Genomic DNA, 17,005 nt, shown 5'->3' with positions numbered 1-17,005 from the left:
CAACAATGGGCCCACCGCTTCGCGCAGAACCATCTCAGCCGCGCTGCCCCGCCGCTTCGAGAATGAGCTGCGAGATCTCCTCAGGATGGGAGATCAGCGAGAGATGGCTCGACTTCAATTCGATGGTTTTAGCGCCCATGCGCTTGGCCATGAAGCGTTCGAGGTCGGGATTGATCGTGCGGTCTTCCGTGGAAACCGCGTAGAAGCTCGGTTTCGACCGCCACGCCGCCTGCGTCGTCTTGCCGGTGAGCAATGCCTTGTGGAACGGCTCCTGCACTGCAAAGAGCAGCTTGGCCTTCGCTTCAGGCAGGTCGCCCGCGAAGTCGCGCAGGAAGGCTGCCTCGGTCAGGCGCCCTTCGTCGCCGTCGAAGACGATTCCAGCGGAGGCCGGCGGCGTCGGATAGGTCCGGGCCAGCGCCGTGTAGTCCTCGCCCGCATCCGGCGCACGCGCGGCCACGTAGACAAGCGCCGAGACGTTGGGATGCACGCCGGCTTGCGTCACGATCATGCCCGAGAACGAATGCCCGACCAGCACCGTGGGACCATCCTGCCGGTCCAGCACGCGCTGGGCCGAGGCAACGGCTTCGGGCAGCGTGGTCAGCGGGTTTTGAACGGAGGTGACATTGAGACCCGCGGCCTGCAATCGCGGGATCACGTCCGACCAGCACGACCCGTCAGCAAAGAGCCCATGCACGAGCACGACATTGCGTGCCTTCGCAGGAGCCGGCGTGGCGGCCATGCCGCGCGAGGATACGAGCGAGGCGGCGGCGCCTGCAATGAGTGCCGCCGAGAAGCTACGTCTGTTCATCGTCATCGTGCGTCTTCCTTCCTGGTGGGTTGCGGTGTGTGCAATAACGAACTAGCGGCCTTTGTATTCCATGGCGGGCCGGGGTTGGCCGGCGCGCGCGGCCTTGATCGCGGATGCGAGCCCTGCCGTCGCGTCCTCCGTGTCGAAGAGCGGCATCGCGATATCGAAGAGCGCCTCATCTGCGGCATCGATACCGCCCACGGCCCACGTACGAAGCAACGCCTTGTGGGCAGCGTGCGCGCGTGTCGGGCCTCGAGCCATCTTCAACGCGAAAGCCTCGGCTTGCTCCAGCAGTTGCGCATCGGGCACCACGCAATTCACCACCCCGAAGCGCTCCATCGTGGCAGCCGGTACCGGCTCCGACGTGAACGCCCATTGCGCGGCGCGAAAGCGCCCCGCTCGCTCCGCAACGCGATAGATGCCGCCCAGCATCGTGGCGATGCCCAAGGTCTGTTCGGGATGACCCAGGCGTGCGGACTCCGCGGCGAAGACCACATCCGCGCGTAACGCGAGTTCCAGACCGCCGCCGAAGCAGAGCCCCTGCACGGCGGCGACGACAGGCAACGGCAGTCGCTCGAAGCGATTGAACGCGTTCATGTAGCGCTCGAAGAGCGAGCGCAACGCGGCGCGGGACATGCCCTCCCACGGAAGAATGTCGCCACCGAAGCTGAAGTCGGGGCCTGCTGCGCGAAGCAGCACGGCACGCGCGTCGCTCTGGCCGATGGTCGTCAACGCATCGTCCAGTTCGCCGATCATCTGCTCGGCAAGACGGTTCTGCGGCGGATTGTCGAGGCGGATCGTCGCGACCTGGTTCGAGATGTCGAGCAAGAGATGAGCCATGTTCAACCCTGCGGTGATGAGAGATGCTCGCGGAACCATTCGACAGCCGCACGGCTCGCTTCGGGGAAATACTGCTGGTACGCGTCGAAGTGTCCGCCCGGAATCATCGCGAGCCGCTTGGGCTGCAATGCTTTCTCGTACGCGGCGAGCGCCAGATCGGTGACGGTGATGGTGTCGTGCGAGGCGACGACCATCAGCAGCGGCGTGGGCGAGACGCGCGAAACCCACACGCCCGGCTCGTACATGCGAGCGGCACGCGTGGAGCGCACGGTTACGGAATTGTCCCAGGTGCCGTCGGGAACGGGCTGTTGGTAGAACGCGAGCGCGTCCTGCGTGCGGTACGCCGCGGGCACGGCCGGATCGTCGCTCACGACGGCCTGGCGCATGGGCGCCTCGCCGCGGGCCTCGCCGCGCTCGTCGTTCGCAAAGGTCTCCTCCATCGACGCAACGAATTCCGGTGCCACGCGCCGCAGCCCCTGCTCGTAGCCGCTGATGGTGGGCACCTGCGCCACCACGCAGCGTAAGCGCCGATCCGTCGCGCCCAACACGATGGCATGGCCGCCGGCGTAACTCGTGCCCCACAGACCGATACGCGCCGCATCCACGCCCTCGTACGATTCCAGAAACGACAGCGCGCGACGCCAGTCGCCAATCTGCCGCCACGGGTCGATGTCTTGCCGCGGCTCGCCTTCGCTCGCGCCAAAGCCGCGATGGTCGTGAAGCAGCACGATGAAACCCGCTTGCGCGAACGCACGCGCAAAGCGCTCTATGCCGTGCTCTCGCGTGCCCGCATACCCGTGGGCCATGGAGATGGCAGGCAAGCGCGTGCCATTGCCCGCGGGCACGAACAGCCACGCCCGCAGCGTGATGCCGCCTTCTGCTTCGAATTCGACGTTCAAACGTTGGACCACGGTCACGCCTCCTTGCTTCATCGGGTGAAACGAGCCGCTGACCCGATGCAGCAGCGGGTCAGCAGCCTCGTTCGGGAAAGACCACGTCGCCGCATGGTGCGCGGCGACGGCAAGAGAAACGACGGGTTCCAGCTACTTCGTCGGCACGGGAACAATCGCCGAGATGCGCCAGCCGTCTGCTGTGCGGATCGCGATTTCGTTGACGAGAAACTGGAACGTGGCCGCTGGTTGGCCTGCGGCGCCGGCCGTGATGCGCGTGGGGGCGTAGAGGTGGGCTGTGTCCGGCCCGAGCGGAATCACGCGCATGGCGTCCTCGTCCGGTTCGAATTGCCACGTGCCGGCGAAAACCGCGCGGAAGTGATCAAGAACAGCCTCGCGCCCCCAGAAGGTGTAGGCGCGCGCGACGAAGTTCACGGGGTCGGGCTGGCCGGCAGGCGGGCGCGCGAGGATCGAGTCCATGACCTCGATGTCGTGGGCCGTTTCGGCCGCCGCCTGTCGCAGGAACAGCGCGCGAACGTCCCGTAGGTCCTCGGGGCTCATCGTCGAAAAGGCACGAACGTTCACAGTGACCTCGCAAAGCGGATTTTTCAGGAAGCAGGATGGACGCGTGACGCCGGCGCGCGGCGCGGGCGGCGTGCCAAACCAGGCTGGATGCCAAGCTGGATAACAGGCTACACAACGCAGGCTGTACGTCTGACTCGAAACCCGGATGGGCTGGTCACTATGCTAGCGGTTGCGAGGTCAGTGCAGAAGCGGGTTTCGGCGCGGTTTGGTACGGGAATGATGCTATTTCCTGTGGCGGCCGCGAGCGGGCTTTCACCTTGCGCGGCCCGTGTCTCCGGCCTCTATGCCGGAGTTTTCGGCGAACGGCTTCGCGCCCGAAGGGCCGTCGGGCTGTCCGTCTTCAGAGAGAGTTGGCCGGTATCGCGACGCTATCGAGATGGAGGCGCTGCCAGGCCCGCGGACTGATGCCCGTCAAGCGCTTGAACCATCGCCCCAGATGGGACTGGTCCACAAAGCCGCATGCGAGCGCAATGGCCGGCAACGCAAGGCCGCCTTGCCGCAGCAGGTCCTTTGCGAGCGCGACCTTGTTTTTGAGCGCCCACCGATGCGGCGGCAAGCCTGTCGACTGCTTGAACTCCCGCGCAAAGTGACTGGGCGAGAGCCCGCACGCCTCGCCGAGCGCCGCGAGCGTGACGCTGTCGTGATCGCGCACCGACAGCATGGTCTTGGCAAGCTGTAGATGCGCAGGGGACAGGCCGCCGCGAACGCGTCGCAGGGCGCCTGTCGGGTGCGTGTGGCCGCAGTCGTCGAGCACGTAGGCACGAACGGTGCGCGTAGCGAGGTCGAAGAAGAGCGCAGGCGCGGCGTTCTGTCGTCTGTCGTCGGGTCCGTCGCCGCCGGCACTCACCTGGACCGCACACACCTGAACCGTGACGAACGATGGCGCGACGAAGACCGCAGCGGATCGCCCCATCATGACGCAGCCCTCTTCTTTCTCGCCAACAACCGAAGGTCTGCCGACGGCGTGTCGGCAAGCAGCCGGTCCAGCGCGGCGGTCAGGTGTTCCACGGGCGCGACGCCGCGCACCACGACCGGAGGCCGTGTTCGTGCCTCGTCGCTGGTATGCGAAAGCATCACGAACGGCAGTCCGGTTACGCCGAGGCGGCCGGCCCTGGCTTCGTCGTCCTCGATCGCCGTCTTGAAGCGCTGCGCGGCGAGCGATGCAGCCAGCGCCGCGCGATCGACACCGCATTCGGCGCCAATATCGAGCAGCACGTCCGCACGGCCGATATCGCGGCCATGCTCGAAATAGGCCTTGAACAGCGCACGATGCACGGCGTTGAAGCGTCCCACCGTGCGACTGAAGAAAGCCGTTTCGAACGCAAGACGGCTGCGCGGCGCAACGGGCGGCAACTGAACTTTCACGTTGCGTTCGGCCGCGAGCGGATAAACCGCATTGAGCCAGATGTTGGTGATGTACTCGCCGTCGGGTTCGATCAGCGCAATGGGCTCGGGACGCAGTTCGAACGCGTGCCATTCGAGCACGAACGGCACGCGCGACGCTTCGATGAACCGGTCGAGCACACTCATCTGCAAATAACAGAAAGGGCACACATAGTCTGCCCAGCAATCAATGCGGACGGTCGGCATCGGAATCATGGAAAGCCTCTCGGCGTTTTCCGAGAGTGGAAGTGTGCGTCGACGTGGCGTTTGTGTCGACCATAATACCCGCGTGCTTATCTTGTGTTGCGCACGCCCGGTCGCTTCTGGTACGCAAATGCTATTTCTTTCGCGCTGCCCTGACGGCGTCGGTCCGTTTCCTGCTGATGAATCCGCGGCGCCGCATGCGGGTTGCGCACAGATGCCGGGCGCGAGCCTTCTATGACTGCGTCCCCGCATACGCCGCCTTCAGCGCCGCGACGTCGAACTTCGTCATCTGCATCATGGTTGCGGCGACCCGCCCCGCCTTGACCGGATCCGGATCCGCAATCATCGCGATGAGGTCGTCCGGGACGATCTGCCACGATACGCCGAAGCGGTCCCTCAGCCAGCCGCAGCCGTCGGCCGTGCCGCCGTCCATGAGCGCGCCCCAGTAGCGGTCCAGCTCCGCCTGATCGCCGCAACTGATCATCAACGATATCCCGTGATTGAAAGCCTCGCGCCGTTCGTGGCTCATGGCGATGAAGGGCTGCCCGAAGAGAACGAACTCGACCACCTTGGTGGACGCGGTGCCCTGCACCGACGTGACGCGATTCACGCGCGAGTCCGGAAAAATACCCGCGTAGAAAGCCGCGGCCTCTTCGGCTTCGGATGAGTACCAGAGAAACGGCGTGATCTTTTGAATCGACATCGCATGTCTCCTTTTAATGTTGGCCTCTCGCGAACACGGGCGCATGCGGCCACCGGGCCCGGGAAGTACGCCTAACCCACCTCGACGCGATTACGGCCCAATTGCTTGGCGCGGTAGAGCGCCCGGTCCGCGCGTTTCATCAGCGCATCGACGTCGCGCTCGCCTGCTTCGCGCGTGACGACGCCGATGCTCACGGTAAACGGAATCGCCTCGAGACGCCACGCATGCTCGAAATCGTGCTGCTCGATACGCTGACGCAGTTGTTCCGCCACCTTATGCGCGACGTTCGCATCTGCGCCCGGCAGCGCCGCGACGAATTCCTCGCCGCCCCAGCGCGCGAATACATTGGAATCCTGCATCACCGATAGCCCCACTTTCGCGAGCACGCGCAGGACCTCGTCGCCGGCATCGTGACCATAGCTGTCGTTGATCTTCTTGAAGAAGTCGATGTCGAGAATGAACGCTGACAGAATGTCGTCGGCGCCGAGCGCCTTATCGACGAAATCCAGAAACTCGCGGCGGTTCGGCAGGCCCGTCAATGCATCGGTACCCGCCTGCTTCTTCAGCTGTTCCATGAGTTGGGCACGATCCGTGATGTCGCGCACGACTGCCGTGAACTCGGTTACGCCGTTCACATCGATTTTGGAGATCGCGATTTCGACCGGAATGACGGAGCCATTCCGATGCCGTCCGTACACACTGTTGCTGCCGTCCATGCGCGGGGGCGTGACCTGCCGCTCGCTCATCTGCACGGTGTTCGCAAACTGTCGTACGCGCTGCGAGTGGCCCGCGCGAAACCTTTCGGGCAACAGCATTTCGATGGGTTGCCCGAGCACCTCGGCCGCCGTATAGCCGAACAGGTTCTCTGCCGCGCGATTGAAGAGCGTGATGTTGTGCTGCTGATCGATCGCCACAATCGCGTCGTAAGCCGAATCGACTACTGCCCGGTAACGCGAAGCGCTGGCCTCCATTTCGCGTGCGAGCGGCGAGGTCGGCGCGGCCCTCACGCCCGTGACCAATATTTCGCGCGCAGCGCCGCCGCCATGGGAACGTGCGACCGGTTTGAATGAAAGGTGCCAACGCAGCGCGCCGTCGTGGACGTCGTGAAATTCGCACGCCTGCTTCTGCGGCGCTGCGTCGGACTCGAGGCAGGTTTCCAGCGTCTCGCGCAACGCTTGCCACCTGCCGTCGGTACTCAGCGAATCGAATGGCACAGGAAATGTCTGCGTGTCTGGCAGCGCTGCGCCAATCATCTGCAAGAAAGGGTCATTGCATGCCGTGACAACAAGCTCGCCGCGCTCGTCCCGCCCGACGATGGCAACGCTGACCGCCACGCTGTCCTCGAACTCATGAGGGGTGTTGGGGCAATTGGACATAGTCGTACCTTGCTGGAGCGTTACACCGTTTCGATCCAGGTATGGTACGAGAAATTGTTGCCCGCGAGTCTTACGGGATTTTCGGGAGAAGGTTCTGCCGCCTCGTCGCTCGCAGGCTGTCTGAAAGGTTTGGGAAACCGCCGCCCACCGTGCCCGCAATTACAGTTGCGTCTCGATGGCCGTCTTGTCGATCACCGACCATACCTGCGCGATCTTCCCGTCACGGAACGTATAAAACACGTTCTCTGCGAAAGAGATGCGCCTGCCGTCGATGGGTAACCCGAGGAAACGATGCCGGGGTCTGCAGTCGAACGCCAGACGACTCGCGACGACAGGCGGCTGCGTCACCAGGAGTTCGACGACAAAACGAAGGTCCGGTATCTCATGCACATCCCGTTCCAGCATGTCGCGATAGCCGGACAAGCCGATGCGCCGACCGTTGTGAACGACGTCGTCGGCCACGAACCGGCCAAGCGATGCCCAATCCCGACGATTCAGGCAATCGAGGTAATCGCGATAGATATCGCTCAGGTTCGGTTCGCTCACCATGACCTCCCGTCGCCTCGCAGTGCAGATCAATCGCCATCGTAGACCAGAATCCGGCTGCTACGCTTGCTTCGAGCGTCTACGCACGATCGACACGAAATACCGCAATGGCGGCGTCCAACTGCCCCGCCTGCTCTTCCAGCGACCGCGCCGCCGCTGAAGCCTCTTCAACGAGCGCCGCGTTCTGCTGGGTGGCCCGGTCCATTTGCGCCACCGCCTGATTGACCTGTTCGATACCCTTCGACTGCTCGTGCGACGCCGCCGCAATCTCGCCCATCAGGTCGCTCACGCTTCGAACCGAAGCCAGAATCTCGGTCATCGTTTCCGTTGCGCGATGGACCTGCCTCGCGCCGGTTTCCACGCGATCGAGCGAATCCGTAATCAGGTCCTTGATCTCTCTCGAGGCGGCCGCGCTGCGTTGAGCCAGCGAGCGCACTTCGCTCGCCACCACCGCAAACCCGCGCCCCTGTTCGCCTGCGCGTGCCGCTTCCACCGCGGCGTTCAGCGACAGGATGTTGGTCTGAAACGCGATGCCTTCTATCACGCCGATGATCTCGGACATCTTGCCGGACGACTCGGAGAGGCCGCGCATCGTTTGCACCGCTTCCAGCGTCGCCTCGTTGCCCCGCTCCGTCAGCAAGGCCGTACTGCATACCACCTGATTGGCCTGCTTCGCGTTGTCCGCGTTCTGGCGAACCGTCGAAGTAAGTTCCTCCATTGACGCAGCGGTTTCTTCCAGCGACGCGGCTTGATCTTCAGTCCGTCGCGACAGGTCCACGTTGCCGGCCGAGATTTCATGCGTGGCGGTGCCGATGGACCGTACACCGTTGCGCACCACGCCGATCGTTTGAACGAGCTTCGCCTGCATCGCCTGCAGGCCGCTCATCAACTGCCCCATCTCGTCGCGTGAATGGACCTCCACGTGCGTCGTCAGATCGCCGTTCGCAATCGCGCTGAAATGACCGAGTGCCTGCGCAAGCGGCGTGCTGATCGACCTCTGCAGCGACCACCATGCGAGCGCCGCCGCGGCGAGCGCGATCAGAATGCCTGCAACGGCGACTTCGACGAACCCGTGAAAGCGGGCCTGCGCAGCATCGAACGTGGCTCGCGCCGCATTCACCTGGATGCGGTCGAGCGCATCCATGCTGTCTGACACATCGATGAAGAGCGACGGCGGCATCTGGCGCCAGACGTCGACGATCTTCGCGGCATCGCCCGTGGCAATCGCGCTGAACATCGGCTCAAGGCCGTTCTCGACGAGCGCATCGAACTTCGTGTTCGCATCGGCCGCGCGCTGCGCTTCGTCAGCGCTGGAAGGCGGCAGTGCGCGATACACGTCCCACGCTTTCTTCGATGCCGCGAGCAGATCGCGGGACATCTGCGTTTGCTGGGCCACGTCCGGCCCCGTGGGATCGAGCGCAATGCGATACAGCCAGAGACGGGTTCTCGAAAGCGCTACGTTGGCCTGCCCCAGCGCCTCCGAAGAGGCGAGCCGGCTGGAATACAGATCGCTCATATCGTTGTTGCTCATGGACACACCAACAACACCCATGAGGCCACCGACAACGAGCAATGCACCGAGAAAACTCATTGCCAGCGCGAGACGTACGCGAATACTTATGTTCTTGATCATGATGACGGAGGCGTTGAGCAGGAGGACGAAGAAGTTGAGCGCGCCAAAGCTCTGGGTAGGCATGCGCGGCTCGTTGCCTCACTAACGGCCAAAAATTCCAGGCATTTATGCGGGATCAGGAAGAGACCTATCCGGACGAATGACTTGATCAGCCATCCTGAATTCAGGGCGATGCCTGCGACACGTCGGAGATCTGTCCCAAGAAATGGTGGAACAAGACGGACACGGCACGCAGAGAACGAAAGTCCGGCGCCTTGTCTCTTGTCGGTCCACCCACGGTGCCGGTCGGACGAATGGCCCGCCGATAAAGTGCGCAACCTCTGCATTCACTGCCGTAGTGGCGCGCGGGCTGTGTCGATGACCGGCAGGATTGTCGACATGTCGAGTCCGAGCACACCGGAGGCCAGTTTCACGCGCTTCGCCGCCTCATTCGCTTCGGCACGGCCCACGAGTCAGTTTCAGAAAGGAGGATATGACGGGCCCCTTCAGCGGTCCGCACCGTTCGCTCCAACCGGGAATGAGTTCATTGAGGGCGAGTAGGCCCATGATCGCGCCCGCGAGGATAAACAATGCGCCGATAAATCGCCTGGTCATACAGATACGTCCGTTTCGACAAGTGGTACTGAATCACACCGCTCACCCCCACCGCGCACCAGCTTTGTACACATCGATCTTCACATCACTAACCGTATGGGCTGTATTCGTATGGAGCAGCATTGCCAGAACACTGCCAAGACGATAATGCGCACCAAAACCAAAGGGGTCGTTCTGGTGGGAATGCCGCGCAATATGGCATAGTCCCATACTTGAACATGGATAAGGAGGTCTAATGGCCACGCTCGAAAGCATCCAGGCACGAATCGCGCAATTGCAGGCACAAGCACAGGAACTGGTTGCAAAGCAATCTACGGTCGTTCTCGACAAAATCCGTGAACTCATGACGAAGCACGGCATAACCACTGCCGAGATCGAGGCACATGTCGGCAAGCGGCGCGGTCACAAGCCTGGAAAACACGCAACGAAACAGGCAACCATTTCGAAGCACGCCGCAGGCGCGCCGAAGTACCGCGACCCCAAAACCGGTGCAACGTGGACCGGTCACGGGCGGGCACCGGCCTGGATTGCCGCTGCGAAAGACCGCAACAAATTCTTGATTTCAGGCACTCCCACAGGGGCGGCGCATACGACGAAGAAAGTAGCGAAAGCCGGAAACTATGTACGCGGCCCCCAGCCCGCGATGTACCAAGACCCGAAAACCGGAGCCACCTGGAGCGGACGTGGTCGTGCGCCGGCGTGGATGGCGAACGCCAGGGACCGCACGAAGTTTTTGATCGAAAAGGTCGAAGCGCCCGCGACCCCGCGAAAAGCGAAAGCCGAACAGGCCACGCCCGCCAGTAGAACGGTAACGAAGAAGACGGCAGCGAAGAAAGCACCGGCCAGGAAGGTTGCTACGAGGAAGGCGACAGCGCCGGCGCGCAAAACGGCTTCGAAGAAGAGCGCGGGCGCTAAATCACCGGTCGTTCGAAAAGCACGCGTGGCAAGAACCGTGAAGTCTGCGAAGTCCATTGACGCTGCAGTGCCACAAGCCGCGCCCGACGCTGCAACCGGAACACCGGCCTGAGTTGTCGGCCAGCCGAACTCTGGATGCCGTGGTTGCAGATATCTCAGCAGTCACAGTCCTGATAGAAAGGACTTGCGCCGCCGCCACGATTGAACCGTGCCGAAGTCTTATCGTGCTGACCAATTGGCACGTGGGTCTTGCGCGCGTTCAGTCAGTGAGCGGCATGGTGGTATCTCCCGATCGAGATGACAGAGATCCAGGTTGATACCACCCAAAACACCGCCCATTGCCAACGCACACACATCCACCAACCCGCAACGTGTCGAAACAGAAAAGGCCGGAAGGCCTTGTGCCGCAGCGAGTCCGTGAACATGTGCGGAACTTGTCGGAAGATATTCTGGTGCCGGGGACCGGACTCGAACCGGCAAGCCGTTAAGCGGCGGATTTTCTTCACACCACGTCTTTCGACGCCGTCGGCGAAAAGCTTCGCGCTTTCCGCCAACGTTCGTGCGCTGGACTATGCCTTCGCCATCGCTCGCGCGCCGTCGCCCGCAAGGGTTGACTGGCGCACGGCCTTAGGCGCCCCCCGTCTAGTCTCTACACCTTCCACGCCTCGCGTTGTTGCTACGCGGGCGGGCTTGGCTCGGCGTTGCCTCGGCGGCGCACACGCGATGTTGCATGCGATGTGCGTACGTTCGCGCCAGGGGGTTCGCCGAATTTGAGGGGTTCTACACCGGCCGTTTCCGGCCGGGCACTCAATTTTTTAAGTCCGCTATGTTTACCAATTTCATCACCCCGGCAGGGCGGACGCGATTCTACCATTGGCTCGAACCACGGCCCCAAACCGTCATCGCTCCGTCACACACGCTGCCGATAATGCGCTCGTCGAAAACGTTTACATCCATCGGCGAACAGCATGAACCCCACCATCAAGGACGTCGCCGCGCACGCGGGCTTTTCCATCGCGACCGTCTCGCGCGCCATCAACGCGCCGCACACGGTGAACCCCGTCACGCTCGAAAAGGTGCGCGAGGCGATTGCGGCGCTCAACTTCCGGCCCAGCCCGCTCGGGCGCCAGTTGCGCGGCGAGCGCACGCGGCTCGTGGGCGTCGTGCTGCCCACGCTCGCGAACCCGGTATTCGCCGAATGCCTGCAAGGCATCGACGAACTGGCCTCTGCACAAGGCTACCGGCTCATGCTCATGACCACGCAATACGACGCGGACCGCGAGCGTCACGCCATCGAGACCCTGCGCGCGCAGCGCGTAGACGGCCTCATCCTCACAGTAGCCGACGCGGACACGCACCCGCTGCTCGACGAACTCGACCGCAACGGTCCGCGCTACGTGCTCATGCATAACGACACGGTGCGCCGGCCCTCGGTCTCGGTCGACAACCGTCTCGCCGCGTATGACGGCGTGCGCATGCTGATCGCGCACGGGCACCGCCGCATCCTGATGTTGGCCGGCACGCTCGCGGCTTCGGACCGCGCACGGCTGCGCTACACGGGCTACGCGCAAGCCATGGAGCAAGCGGGACTCACGCCGATGCCCGCGCTAGAAATCGATTTCAACGCCGATGAACTCGCGCCCTCGGTGCTCGCGCATCTGACGAGCCCGGCCAACGGCGCGGCGCGCCCCACTGCCCTCTTCTGCAGCAACGACCTGCTCGCGATGGTGGTGATGCGCGGCCTGCGCAGCGCGCGTTTCGAGGTGCCGGACGATATGTCGATTCTGGGCTTCGACGGCCTCGCAATGGGCGAACTGCTCTCGCCGCCGCTCGCGAGCATCTGCACGCCGAACCGCGAGATTGGCTGCGCCGCATGGCAGCGCCTGATTGCGCGCCTCGACGACACCTATACCGACGCGTCGCACACGCTGACGCTGCCGCACACCTTGCGCGAAGGCGCGACGATCGCGGCCATTGCAAGCAGCGACGCCGAACCGCGCAAACGGCCTGCGCAAGCGCTGAACTGACGGCATTCGGCGCGGCGCGCACGACGCTGCATGCGCCGCCGACGATGGCGCTGCCCACGCGACAGAGCGCACCGCGAAACATCACGCAATGCACCGCGCGACACGTCGCCGAACCGGCGCGCCGCTCACGGAGCATGCGTACTGCGAAGCCCGCGAGCAAGCGCGCAACAACTTCGACGTATCCCTAAACAATCGATTAATCGCTTCACCCTCGTCCTCTCGCACCACGTTTCGAAGGAGACCCGCAGTGACCCGTCGTTTCGCTTCCGCTCATCCGCTTGGCCGCGCCGCCCGAAAAGGCGCGGCCCTGCTCTTCGCCGCCGCGGCCACGTTCGCCTCGGCTTTCGCGCTTGTCGCTCCGCAAGCGGCGCATGCCGAAGAAACCGCGATCTGCTACAACTGCCCGCCCGAATGGGCCGACTGGGCCAGCCAGATCAAGGCCATTCAGGAAAAGACCGGCATTCGCGTGCCGTTCGACAACAAGAACTCCGGCCAGGCCATCGCGCAATTGATGGCCGAGCAGAAGAGCGCTGTCGCGGACGTGGTCTATCTCGGCGTCTCCTCGGCTTTCCAGGCGAAGGACAAGGGCGTGATCCAGCCGTACCGTCCCGCGCACTGGGACGACATTCCGGCGGGCCTCAAAGACCCGCAGGGCTACTGGTTCGCCATCCACTCAGGCACGCTCGGCTTCTTCGTCAACAAGGACGCACTGGAAGGCAAGCCCGTGCCGCGCTCGTGGGCCGACCTGCTCAAGCCTGAATACAAAGGCATGATCGGCTACCTCGATCCGTCGAGCGCGTTCGTGGGCTACGCAGGCGCGGTGGCCGTGAATCAGGCGCTGGGCGGCACGCTCGACAACTTCGAGCCCGGCCTCGACTGGTTCCGCAAGCTCAAGGCCAATGCGCCCATCGTGCCGAAGCAGACCGCTTACGCGCGCGTGCTCTCGGGCGAGATTCCGATTCTGCTCGACTACGACTTCGACGCGTATCGCGCGAAATACAAGGACCACGCCAACGTGGAGTTCGTGATTCCGCGTGAAGGCACGATCGCCGTGCCCTATGTGATGAGTCTCGTGAAGGGTGCGCCGCATGAGGCGAACGGCAAGAAGGTGCTGGATTTCGTGCTCTCCGACGAAGGCCAGAAGCTCTGGGCCAACGCGTATCTGCGTCCTGTGCGCGCGAGCGCAATGTCGGCGGAAACGGCCGCGAAGTTCTTGCCCGCAAGCGACTATGCCCGCGCGAAGCCCGTCGACTTCGCGAAGATGGCCGAGAAACAGCAGAGCTTCGGCGAACGCTATCTGCAGATCATGCATTGATCGCCGCCTGGTCGTGATCCGGTCTCGACCCGGTCTCGCCCCGGTCTCGACCGGCCTCACAACGGCACGCGCATCACGCGATACGCGAGACGCTGCGGGGCCGGTCGCTACCCGAAGCCGCCGAAGCCGCCGAAGTCACCCCAAGTCACACCACGTCACATCAAGTTCAACACACGCATTCAACGGCAACCGCATGCACGACATTACGTTCCCGCTACGCTGGCGCATCGCGCTCATTGCCCCCGCGCTCGCGGTGTTCATCGCGTTCTGGCTGCTGCCGATGGTGGCGCTCGTGCAGGTCAGCGCGGACCATCATTTCTTTTCGACCTACGCAGCGCTGCTCACGAACGCGCGCTACATGAAGAGCCTCGCAGCGACGATCGTGCTCTCGGCCGCGGTAACAGCAGCGACGCTCGTACTCTCCGTCATTGCCGGGCTGCTGCTCGCGCGGCGTGAATTCGCAGGCAAGCGCACCCTCGTCGCGCTGCTCACATTTCCGCTCGCGTTTCCCGGCGTCGTGGTGGGCTTCATGGTGATCATGCTGGCGGGCCGTCAGGGGCTGATCGGCGCGCTCGCGCTCAAGCTCACGGGCGAGCGCTGGGTGTTCGCCTATTCGATGGCCGGGCTCTTCGTCGGCTACCTGTATTTCTCGATTCCGCGCGTGATCGTGACCGTGATGGCCTCGGCGACCAAGCTCGACGCTTCGCTCGAAGAAGCCGCGCGGTCGCTCGGCGCCTCGCCGTGGCAGATCATGCGTGACGTCGTGCTGCCCGCGCTTTCGCCCGGTTTGATCGCAGCAGGCGCTGTGTGCTTCGCGACCGCGATGGGCGCATTCGGCACGGCGTTCACGCTCGCCACCGACATCGACGTACTGCCCATGACTATCTATACCGAGTTCACGCTCAACGCGAACATGGTGACGGCTGCGGGGCTTTCCATCGTGCTCGGCCTCGTCACGTGGGCGGTGCTGGCCTGCGCGCGAAGCGCGACGGGCTCCGCCGTGGCGGCCACCGCATGAGCGCCTCAGAGTTGCCCCAAGGCCTCGCCGCCATACCGACGAACCCGCTCGCTTCCGCCATGTCCTCCATGCCTTCTTCTCTTTCGACGGCTTCGGCGCATTCGCCCGCCAGACCGACCTCGCCAGCCACGCCGCCCGCGCCCACGACGCCGCCTTCCACGCGCCGCCGCGCCGCACGCCTGCCGTCGTCGCGCGCGTGGCTCGTCTGCGGACAGTGGGCCGTCACGCTGCTGCTCTGCGCCTTCCTGATCGTGCCCATCGTGATGTCCGTTCTTGCGGGCCTCACCGTGAACTACTTTCAGGGCGTGGCGAGCGGTCTCACGCTGCGCTGGCTCGTCGAGGTGTGGACGCAATATCACGCGTCCGTGTTTCTCTCGCTCGAAGTGGCCGCGGCCACGCTCGCCGTCACGCTCGTCACGGGCGTGCCCGCCGGCTACGCGCTCGCGCGCAGCCGCACGCGCTTCTCGCGCGTGGTGGAGGAACTGCTCGTGCTGCCCATTGCGCTGCCGGGGCTCGCCTCTGCGCTCGCGCTGCTCGTCGTGTACGGCGGCTTCACGATGTTTCGCATGAGCGTGGCCTTCATCGTGGTGGGTCACGTGGTGTTCACGCTGCCCTTCATGGTGCGCGCCGTGGCCGCCGTGTGCGCGGCGTCGGACCTGCACACGCTCGAAGAAGGTGCGGCGAGTCTTGGCGCCACCTTCTTCCAGCGCTTCTTCACGATCGTGCTGCCCAACGCGCGGCCCGGCATCGTAGCGGGCGCGCTTGCGGTGCTCACGCTTTCCATCGGCGAATTCAACCTCACCTGGATGCTGCACACGCCGGACACGAAAACGCTGCCCGTGGGCCTCGCGGACACCTACGCGTCGCTGCGCATCGAAGTGGGCAGCGCCTACACGATTCTCTTTTTCATCATGACCATGCCGCTGCTCGTCGCGATGCAGTGGCTCGGTGTGGACGCAACCGGCATGCGGCAGGTGCGCAACGTTCGGACCCGCAAGCGCAACGCAGCCGCCGACGAGAGCGCACCACCCGCCGAACCTGCACAAGCCACGCAAGCCGCGCCGATTGCACAAGGAAACCCGCAATGAAACTGGACTCCATTCCGATCACCCTCACGCGCTGCGCGAAGACCTTTCGCGGCACGCGCGTGCTCGAACCGCTCGACCTCGCCATCGGCGCGGGTGAAACGCTCGTACTGCTCGGCCCGTCGGGCTGCGGCAAGACCACGACACTGCGCATGATCGCGGGCCTCGAAACGCCGGACGCGGGCGGCATCGTCGCATTCGGCGATGAGGACGTCACCGCGCTGCCCATCGAAAAGCGCAAGGTGGGCATGGTGTTTCAGAGCTACGCGCTGTTTCCGAACCTCACCGTGCGCGGCAACGTCGGCTACGGGCTGCGCATTCAGCGCGTGCCCGCCGCAGCGGCGCGCGAACGCGTGGACGAACTGCTCGCGATGATGCGGCTCGAAGCCCATGCGGACAAACCCATCAGCCAGCTTTCGGGCGGCCAGCGTCAGCGCGTGGCGCTGGCGCGCGCGCTCGCCATGCAGCCGCGCGTGCTGCTGCTCGACGAACCGCTCACCGCGCTCGACGCCCGCCTGCGCGACGCCTTGCGCAGCGAGATGAACGCGCTGCTGCGCCGCCTCGGCATCACGACCGTCTACGTGACGCACGACCAGGCCGAAGCAATGGAACTGGGCGACCGCATCGTCGTGATGAGCGCGGGGCGCATCGAGCAGATCGGCACGCCGCGCGACATCTACTATCGGCCCGCGAACCGCACGGTCGCGCAGTTCGTCGGCACGCTCAACCGCCTTGCCGGCGTATGGCGCGACGGCCAGTTCGCGACGAGCGGCGGCGCCGTGCCGGTGCCCGGCGCACTCGCGGCGCATGTTGCAGGCAGCGGTGCGCCGTCGGCCCAGTCAGGCGAGCTGTTCTTCCGGCCCGAAGACGCGTACCTCGCCGACCCGGCGCACGCGCATCTGCGCGGCACCATCGAGCATGCCGCGTTTCTGGGCGAGCGCACGCGCCTCACGGTAGCGGGCGCCGCGCCCGACGCGCTCGTGGTGGACGTGGCCGGCCGCATCGAACTCGCGCGCGGCACGCCGGTCGGTCTTTCGCTGGCGGACCATGCGCTGATCGCGCTCGCCTGAGAACGGCCACCTG

16 protein-coding genes are annotated in these 17,005 nt (G+C 64.4%); 6 read left to right on the top strand and 10 right to left on the bottom strand.

The window, feature by feature from the left end:
• Positions 1 to 34 precede the first annotated feature (34 nt).
• From P2869_RS06180 to P2869_RS06135, 10 genes are all read right to left on the bottom strand, one after another.
• On the bottom strand, positions 35 to 814 hold the full coding sequence (locus tag P2869_RS06180) for an alpha/beta hydrolase (RefSeq protein ID WP_277597766.1): 780 nt from the start codon (positions 812 to 814) through the stop codon (positions 35 to 37).
• 45 nt (positions 815 to 859) lie between these two features.
• On the bottom strand, positions 860 to 1,648 hold the full coding sequence (locus P2869_RS06175; RefSeq protein WP_126875793.1) for an enoyl-CoA hydratase/isomerase family protein: 789 nt from the start codon (positions 1,646 to 1,648) through the stop codon (positions 860 to 862).
• A gap of 2 nt (positions 1,649 to 1,650) precedes the next feature.
• Positions 1,651 to 2,559 (bottom strand): alpha/beta hydrolase, encoded by a 909-nt coding sequence (locus P2869_RS06170; RefSeq protein WP_199541415.1) that lies wholly within the window; start codon positions 2,557 to 2,559, stop codon positions 1,651 to 1,653.
• 132 nt (positions 2,560 to 2,691) lie between these two features.
• A complete protein-coding gene (locus P2869_RS06165; protein ID WP_277597765.1) occupies positions 2,692 to 3,018 on the bottom strand; it encodes a nuclear transport factor 2 family protein in 327 nt (108 codons plus the stop codon).
• A 445-nt stretch (positions 3,019 to 3,463) separates the two neighbouring features.
• Positions 3,464 to 4,039: an AraC family transcriptional regulator gene (locus tag P2869_RS06160; RefSeq protein WP_277597764.1), complete on the bottom strand. Its 576-nt coding sequence runs from the start codon at positions 4,037 to 4,039 to the stop codon at positions 3,464 to 3,466.
• Positions 4,036 to 4,653 (bottom strand): DsbA family protein, encoded by a 618-nt coding sequence (locus tag P2869_RS06155; RefSeq protein ID WP_277597763.1) that lies wholly within the window; start codon positions 4,651 to 4,653, stop codon positions 4,036 to 4,038. The genes P2869_RS06160 and P2869_RS06155 overlap by 4 nt, the downstream gene beginning before the upstream one ends.
• 289 nt (positions 4,654 to 4,942) lie before the next feature.
• On the bottom strand, positions 4,943 to 5,413 hold the full coding sequence (locus P2869_RS06150; protein WP_277597762.1) for a VOC family protein: 471 nt from the start codon (positions 5,411 to 5,413) through the stop codon (positions 4,943 to 4,945).
• A gap of 71 nt (positions 5,414 to 5,484) precedes the next feature.
• Positions 5,485 to 6,789 carry a diguanylate cyclase gene (locus P2869_RS06145; RefSeq protein ID WP_277597761.1) on the bottom strand — a complete coding sequence of 435 codons (1,305 nt, stop codon included), beginning with the start codon at positions 6,787 to 6,789 and terminating at the stop codon, positions 5,485 to 5,487.
• 159 nt (positions 6,790 to 6,948) lie between these two features.
• The gene (locus tag P2869_RS06140; RefSeq protein ID WP_026122067.1) at positions 6,949 to 7,335 is read right to left on the bottom strand and encodes an ester cyclase; all 387 of its coding nucleotides are present in this window, start codon (positions 7,333 to 7,335) and stop codon (positions 6,949 to 6,951) included.
• 79 nt (positions 7,336 to 7,414) lie between these two features.
• Complete coding sequence (locus tag P2869_RS06135) at positions 7,415 to 9,031, bottom strand: methyl-accepting chemotaxis protein (protein ID WP_277597760.1); 1,617 nt, start codon at positions 9,029 to 9,031, stop codon at positions 7,415 to 7,417.
• 766 nt (positions 9,032 to 9,797) lie between these two features.
• On the opposite strand from P2869_RS06135, the gene P2869_RS06130 reads away from it, so the two are divergent.
• From P2869_RS06130 to P2869_RS06105, 6 genes are all read left to right on the top strand, one after another.
• Positions 9,798 to 10,589 (top strand): H-NS family nucleoid-associated regulatory protein, encoded by a 792-nt coding sequence (locus P2869_RS06130; protein ID WP_277597759.1) that lies wholly within the window; start codon positions 9,798 to 9,800, stop codon positions 10,587 to 10,589.
• A gap of 856 nt (positions 10,590 to 11,445) precedes the next feature.
• Positions 11,446 to 12,504: a LacI family DNA-binding transcriptional regulator gene (locus tag P2869_RS06125; protein ID WP_277597758.1), complete on the top strand. Its 1,059-nt coding sequence runs from the start codon at positions 11,446 to 11,448 to the stop codon at positions 12,502 to 12,504.
• Positions 12,505 to 12,811: 307 nt separating this feature from the next.
• Positions 12,812 to 13,819 (top strand): ABC transporter substrate-binding protein, encoded by a 1,008-nt coding sequence (locus P2869_RS06120; protein ID WP_277598063.1) that lies wholly within the window; start codon positions 12,812 to 12,814, stop codon positions 13,817 to 13,819.
• A gap of 193 nt (positions 13,820 to 14,012) precedes the next feature.
• Positions 14,013 to 14,837: an ABC transporter permease gene (locus P2869_RS06115; RefSeq protein ID WP_017777900.1), complete on the top strand. Its 825-nt coding sequence runs from the start codon at positions 14,013 to 14,015 to the stop codon at positions 14,835 to 14,837.
• Positions 14,777 to 15,925 (top strand): ABC transporter permease, encoded by a 1,149-nt coding sequence (locus tag P2869_RS06110; protein WP_277597757.1) that lies wholly within the window; start codon positions 14,777 to 14,779, stop codon positions 15,923 to 15,925. Before P2869_RS06115 ends, P2869_RS06110 begins: the two co-directional genes overlap by 61 nt.
• A complete protein-coding gene (locus P2869_RS06105; RefSeq protein WP_277597756.1) occupies positions 15,922 to 16,992 on the top strand; it encodes an ABC transporter ATP-binding protein in 1,071 nt (356 codons plus the stop codon). The genes P2869_RS06110 and P2869_RS06105 overlap by 4 nt, the downstream gene beginning before the upstream one ends.
• The last annotated feature ends 13 nt before the right edge of the window (positions 16,993 to 17,005 follow it).

Origin of the sequence: Paraburkholderia sp. SUR17 (genome assembly GCF_029536165.1) — a bacterium.
GTDB lineage: Bacteria > Pseudomonadota > Gammaproteobacteria > Burkholderiales > Burkholderiaceae > Paraburkholderia > Paraburkholderia kururiensis.
Note: the sequence above shows the minus strand (reverse complement) of the source record. Positions and strands in the feature narration are given on the sequence as shown.

Bases quoted from the DNA above. Each gene is read 5' to 3' on its own strand.
- P2869_RS06180 (WP_277597766.1), bottom strand. From the start codon at position 814: ATGACGATGAACAGACGTAGCTTCTCGGCGGCACTCATTGCAGGCGCC.
- P2869_RS06175 (WP_126875793.1), bottom strand. From the start codon at position 1,648: ATGGCTCATCTCTTGCTCGACATCTCGAACCAGGTCGCGACGATCCGC.
- P2869_RS06165 (WP_277597765.1), bottom strand. From the start codon at position 3,018: ATGGACTCGATCCTCGCGCGCCCGCCTGCCGGCCAGCCCGACCCCGTG.
- P2869_RS06160 (WP_277597764.1), bottom strand. From the start codon at position 4,039: ATGATGGGGCGATCCGCTGCGGTCTTCGTCGCGCCATCGTTCGTCACG.
- P2869_RS06155 (WP_277597763.1), bottom strand. From the start codon at position 4,653: ATGAGTGTGCTCGACCGGTTCATCGAAGCGTCGCGCGTGCCGTTCGTG.
- P2869_RS06150 (WP_277597762.1), bottom strand. From the start codon at position 5,413: ATGTCGATTCAAAAGATCACGCCGTTTCTCTGGTACTCATCCGAAGCC.
- P2869_RS06145 (WP_277597761.1), bottom strand. From the start codon at position 6,789: ATGTCCAATTGCCCCAACACCCCTCATGAGTTCGAGGACAGCGTGGCG.
- P2869_RS06135 (WP_277597760.1), bottom strand. From the start codon at position 9,031: ATGCCTACCCAGAGCTTTGGCGCGCTCAACTTCTTCGTCCTCCTGCTC.
- P2869_RS06130 (WP_277597759.1), top strand. From the start codon at position 9,798: ATGGCCACGCTCGAAAGCATCCAGGCACGAATCGCGCAATTGCAGGCA.
- P2869_RS06125 (WP_277597758.1), top strand. From the start codon at position 11,446: ATGAACCCCACCATCAAGGACGTCGCCGCGCACGCGGGCTTTTCCATC.
- P2869_RS06115 (WP_017777900.1), top strand. From the start codon at position 14,013: ATGCACGACATTACGTTCCCGCTACGCTGGCGCATCGCGCTCATTGCC.
- P2869_RS06105 (WP_277597756.1), top strand. From the start codon at position 15,922: ATGAAACTGGACTCCATTCCGATCACCCTCACGCGCTGCGCGAAGACC.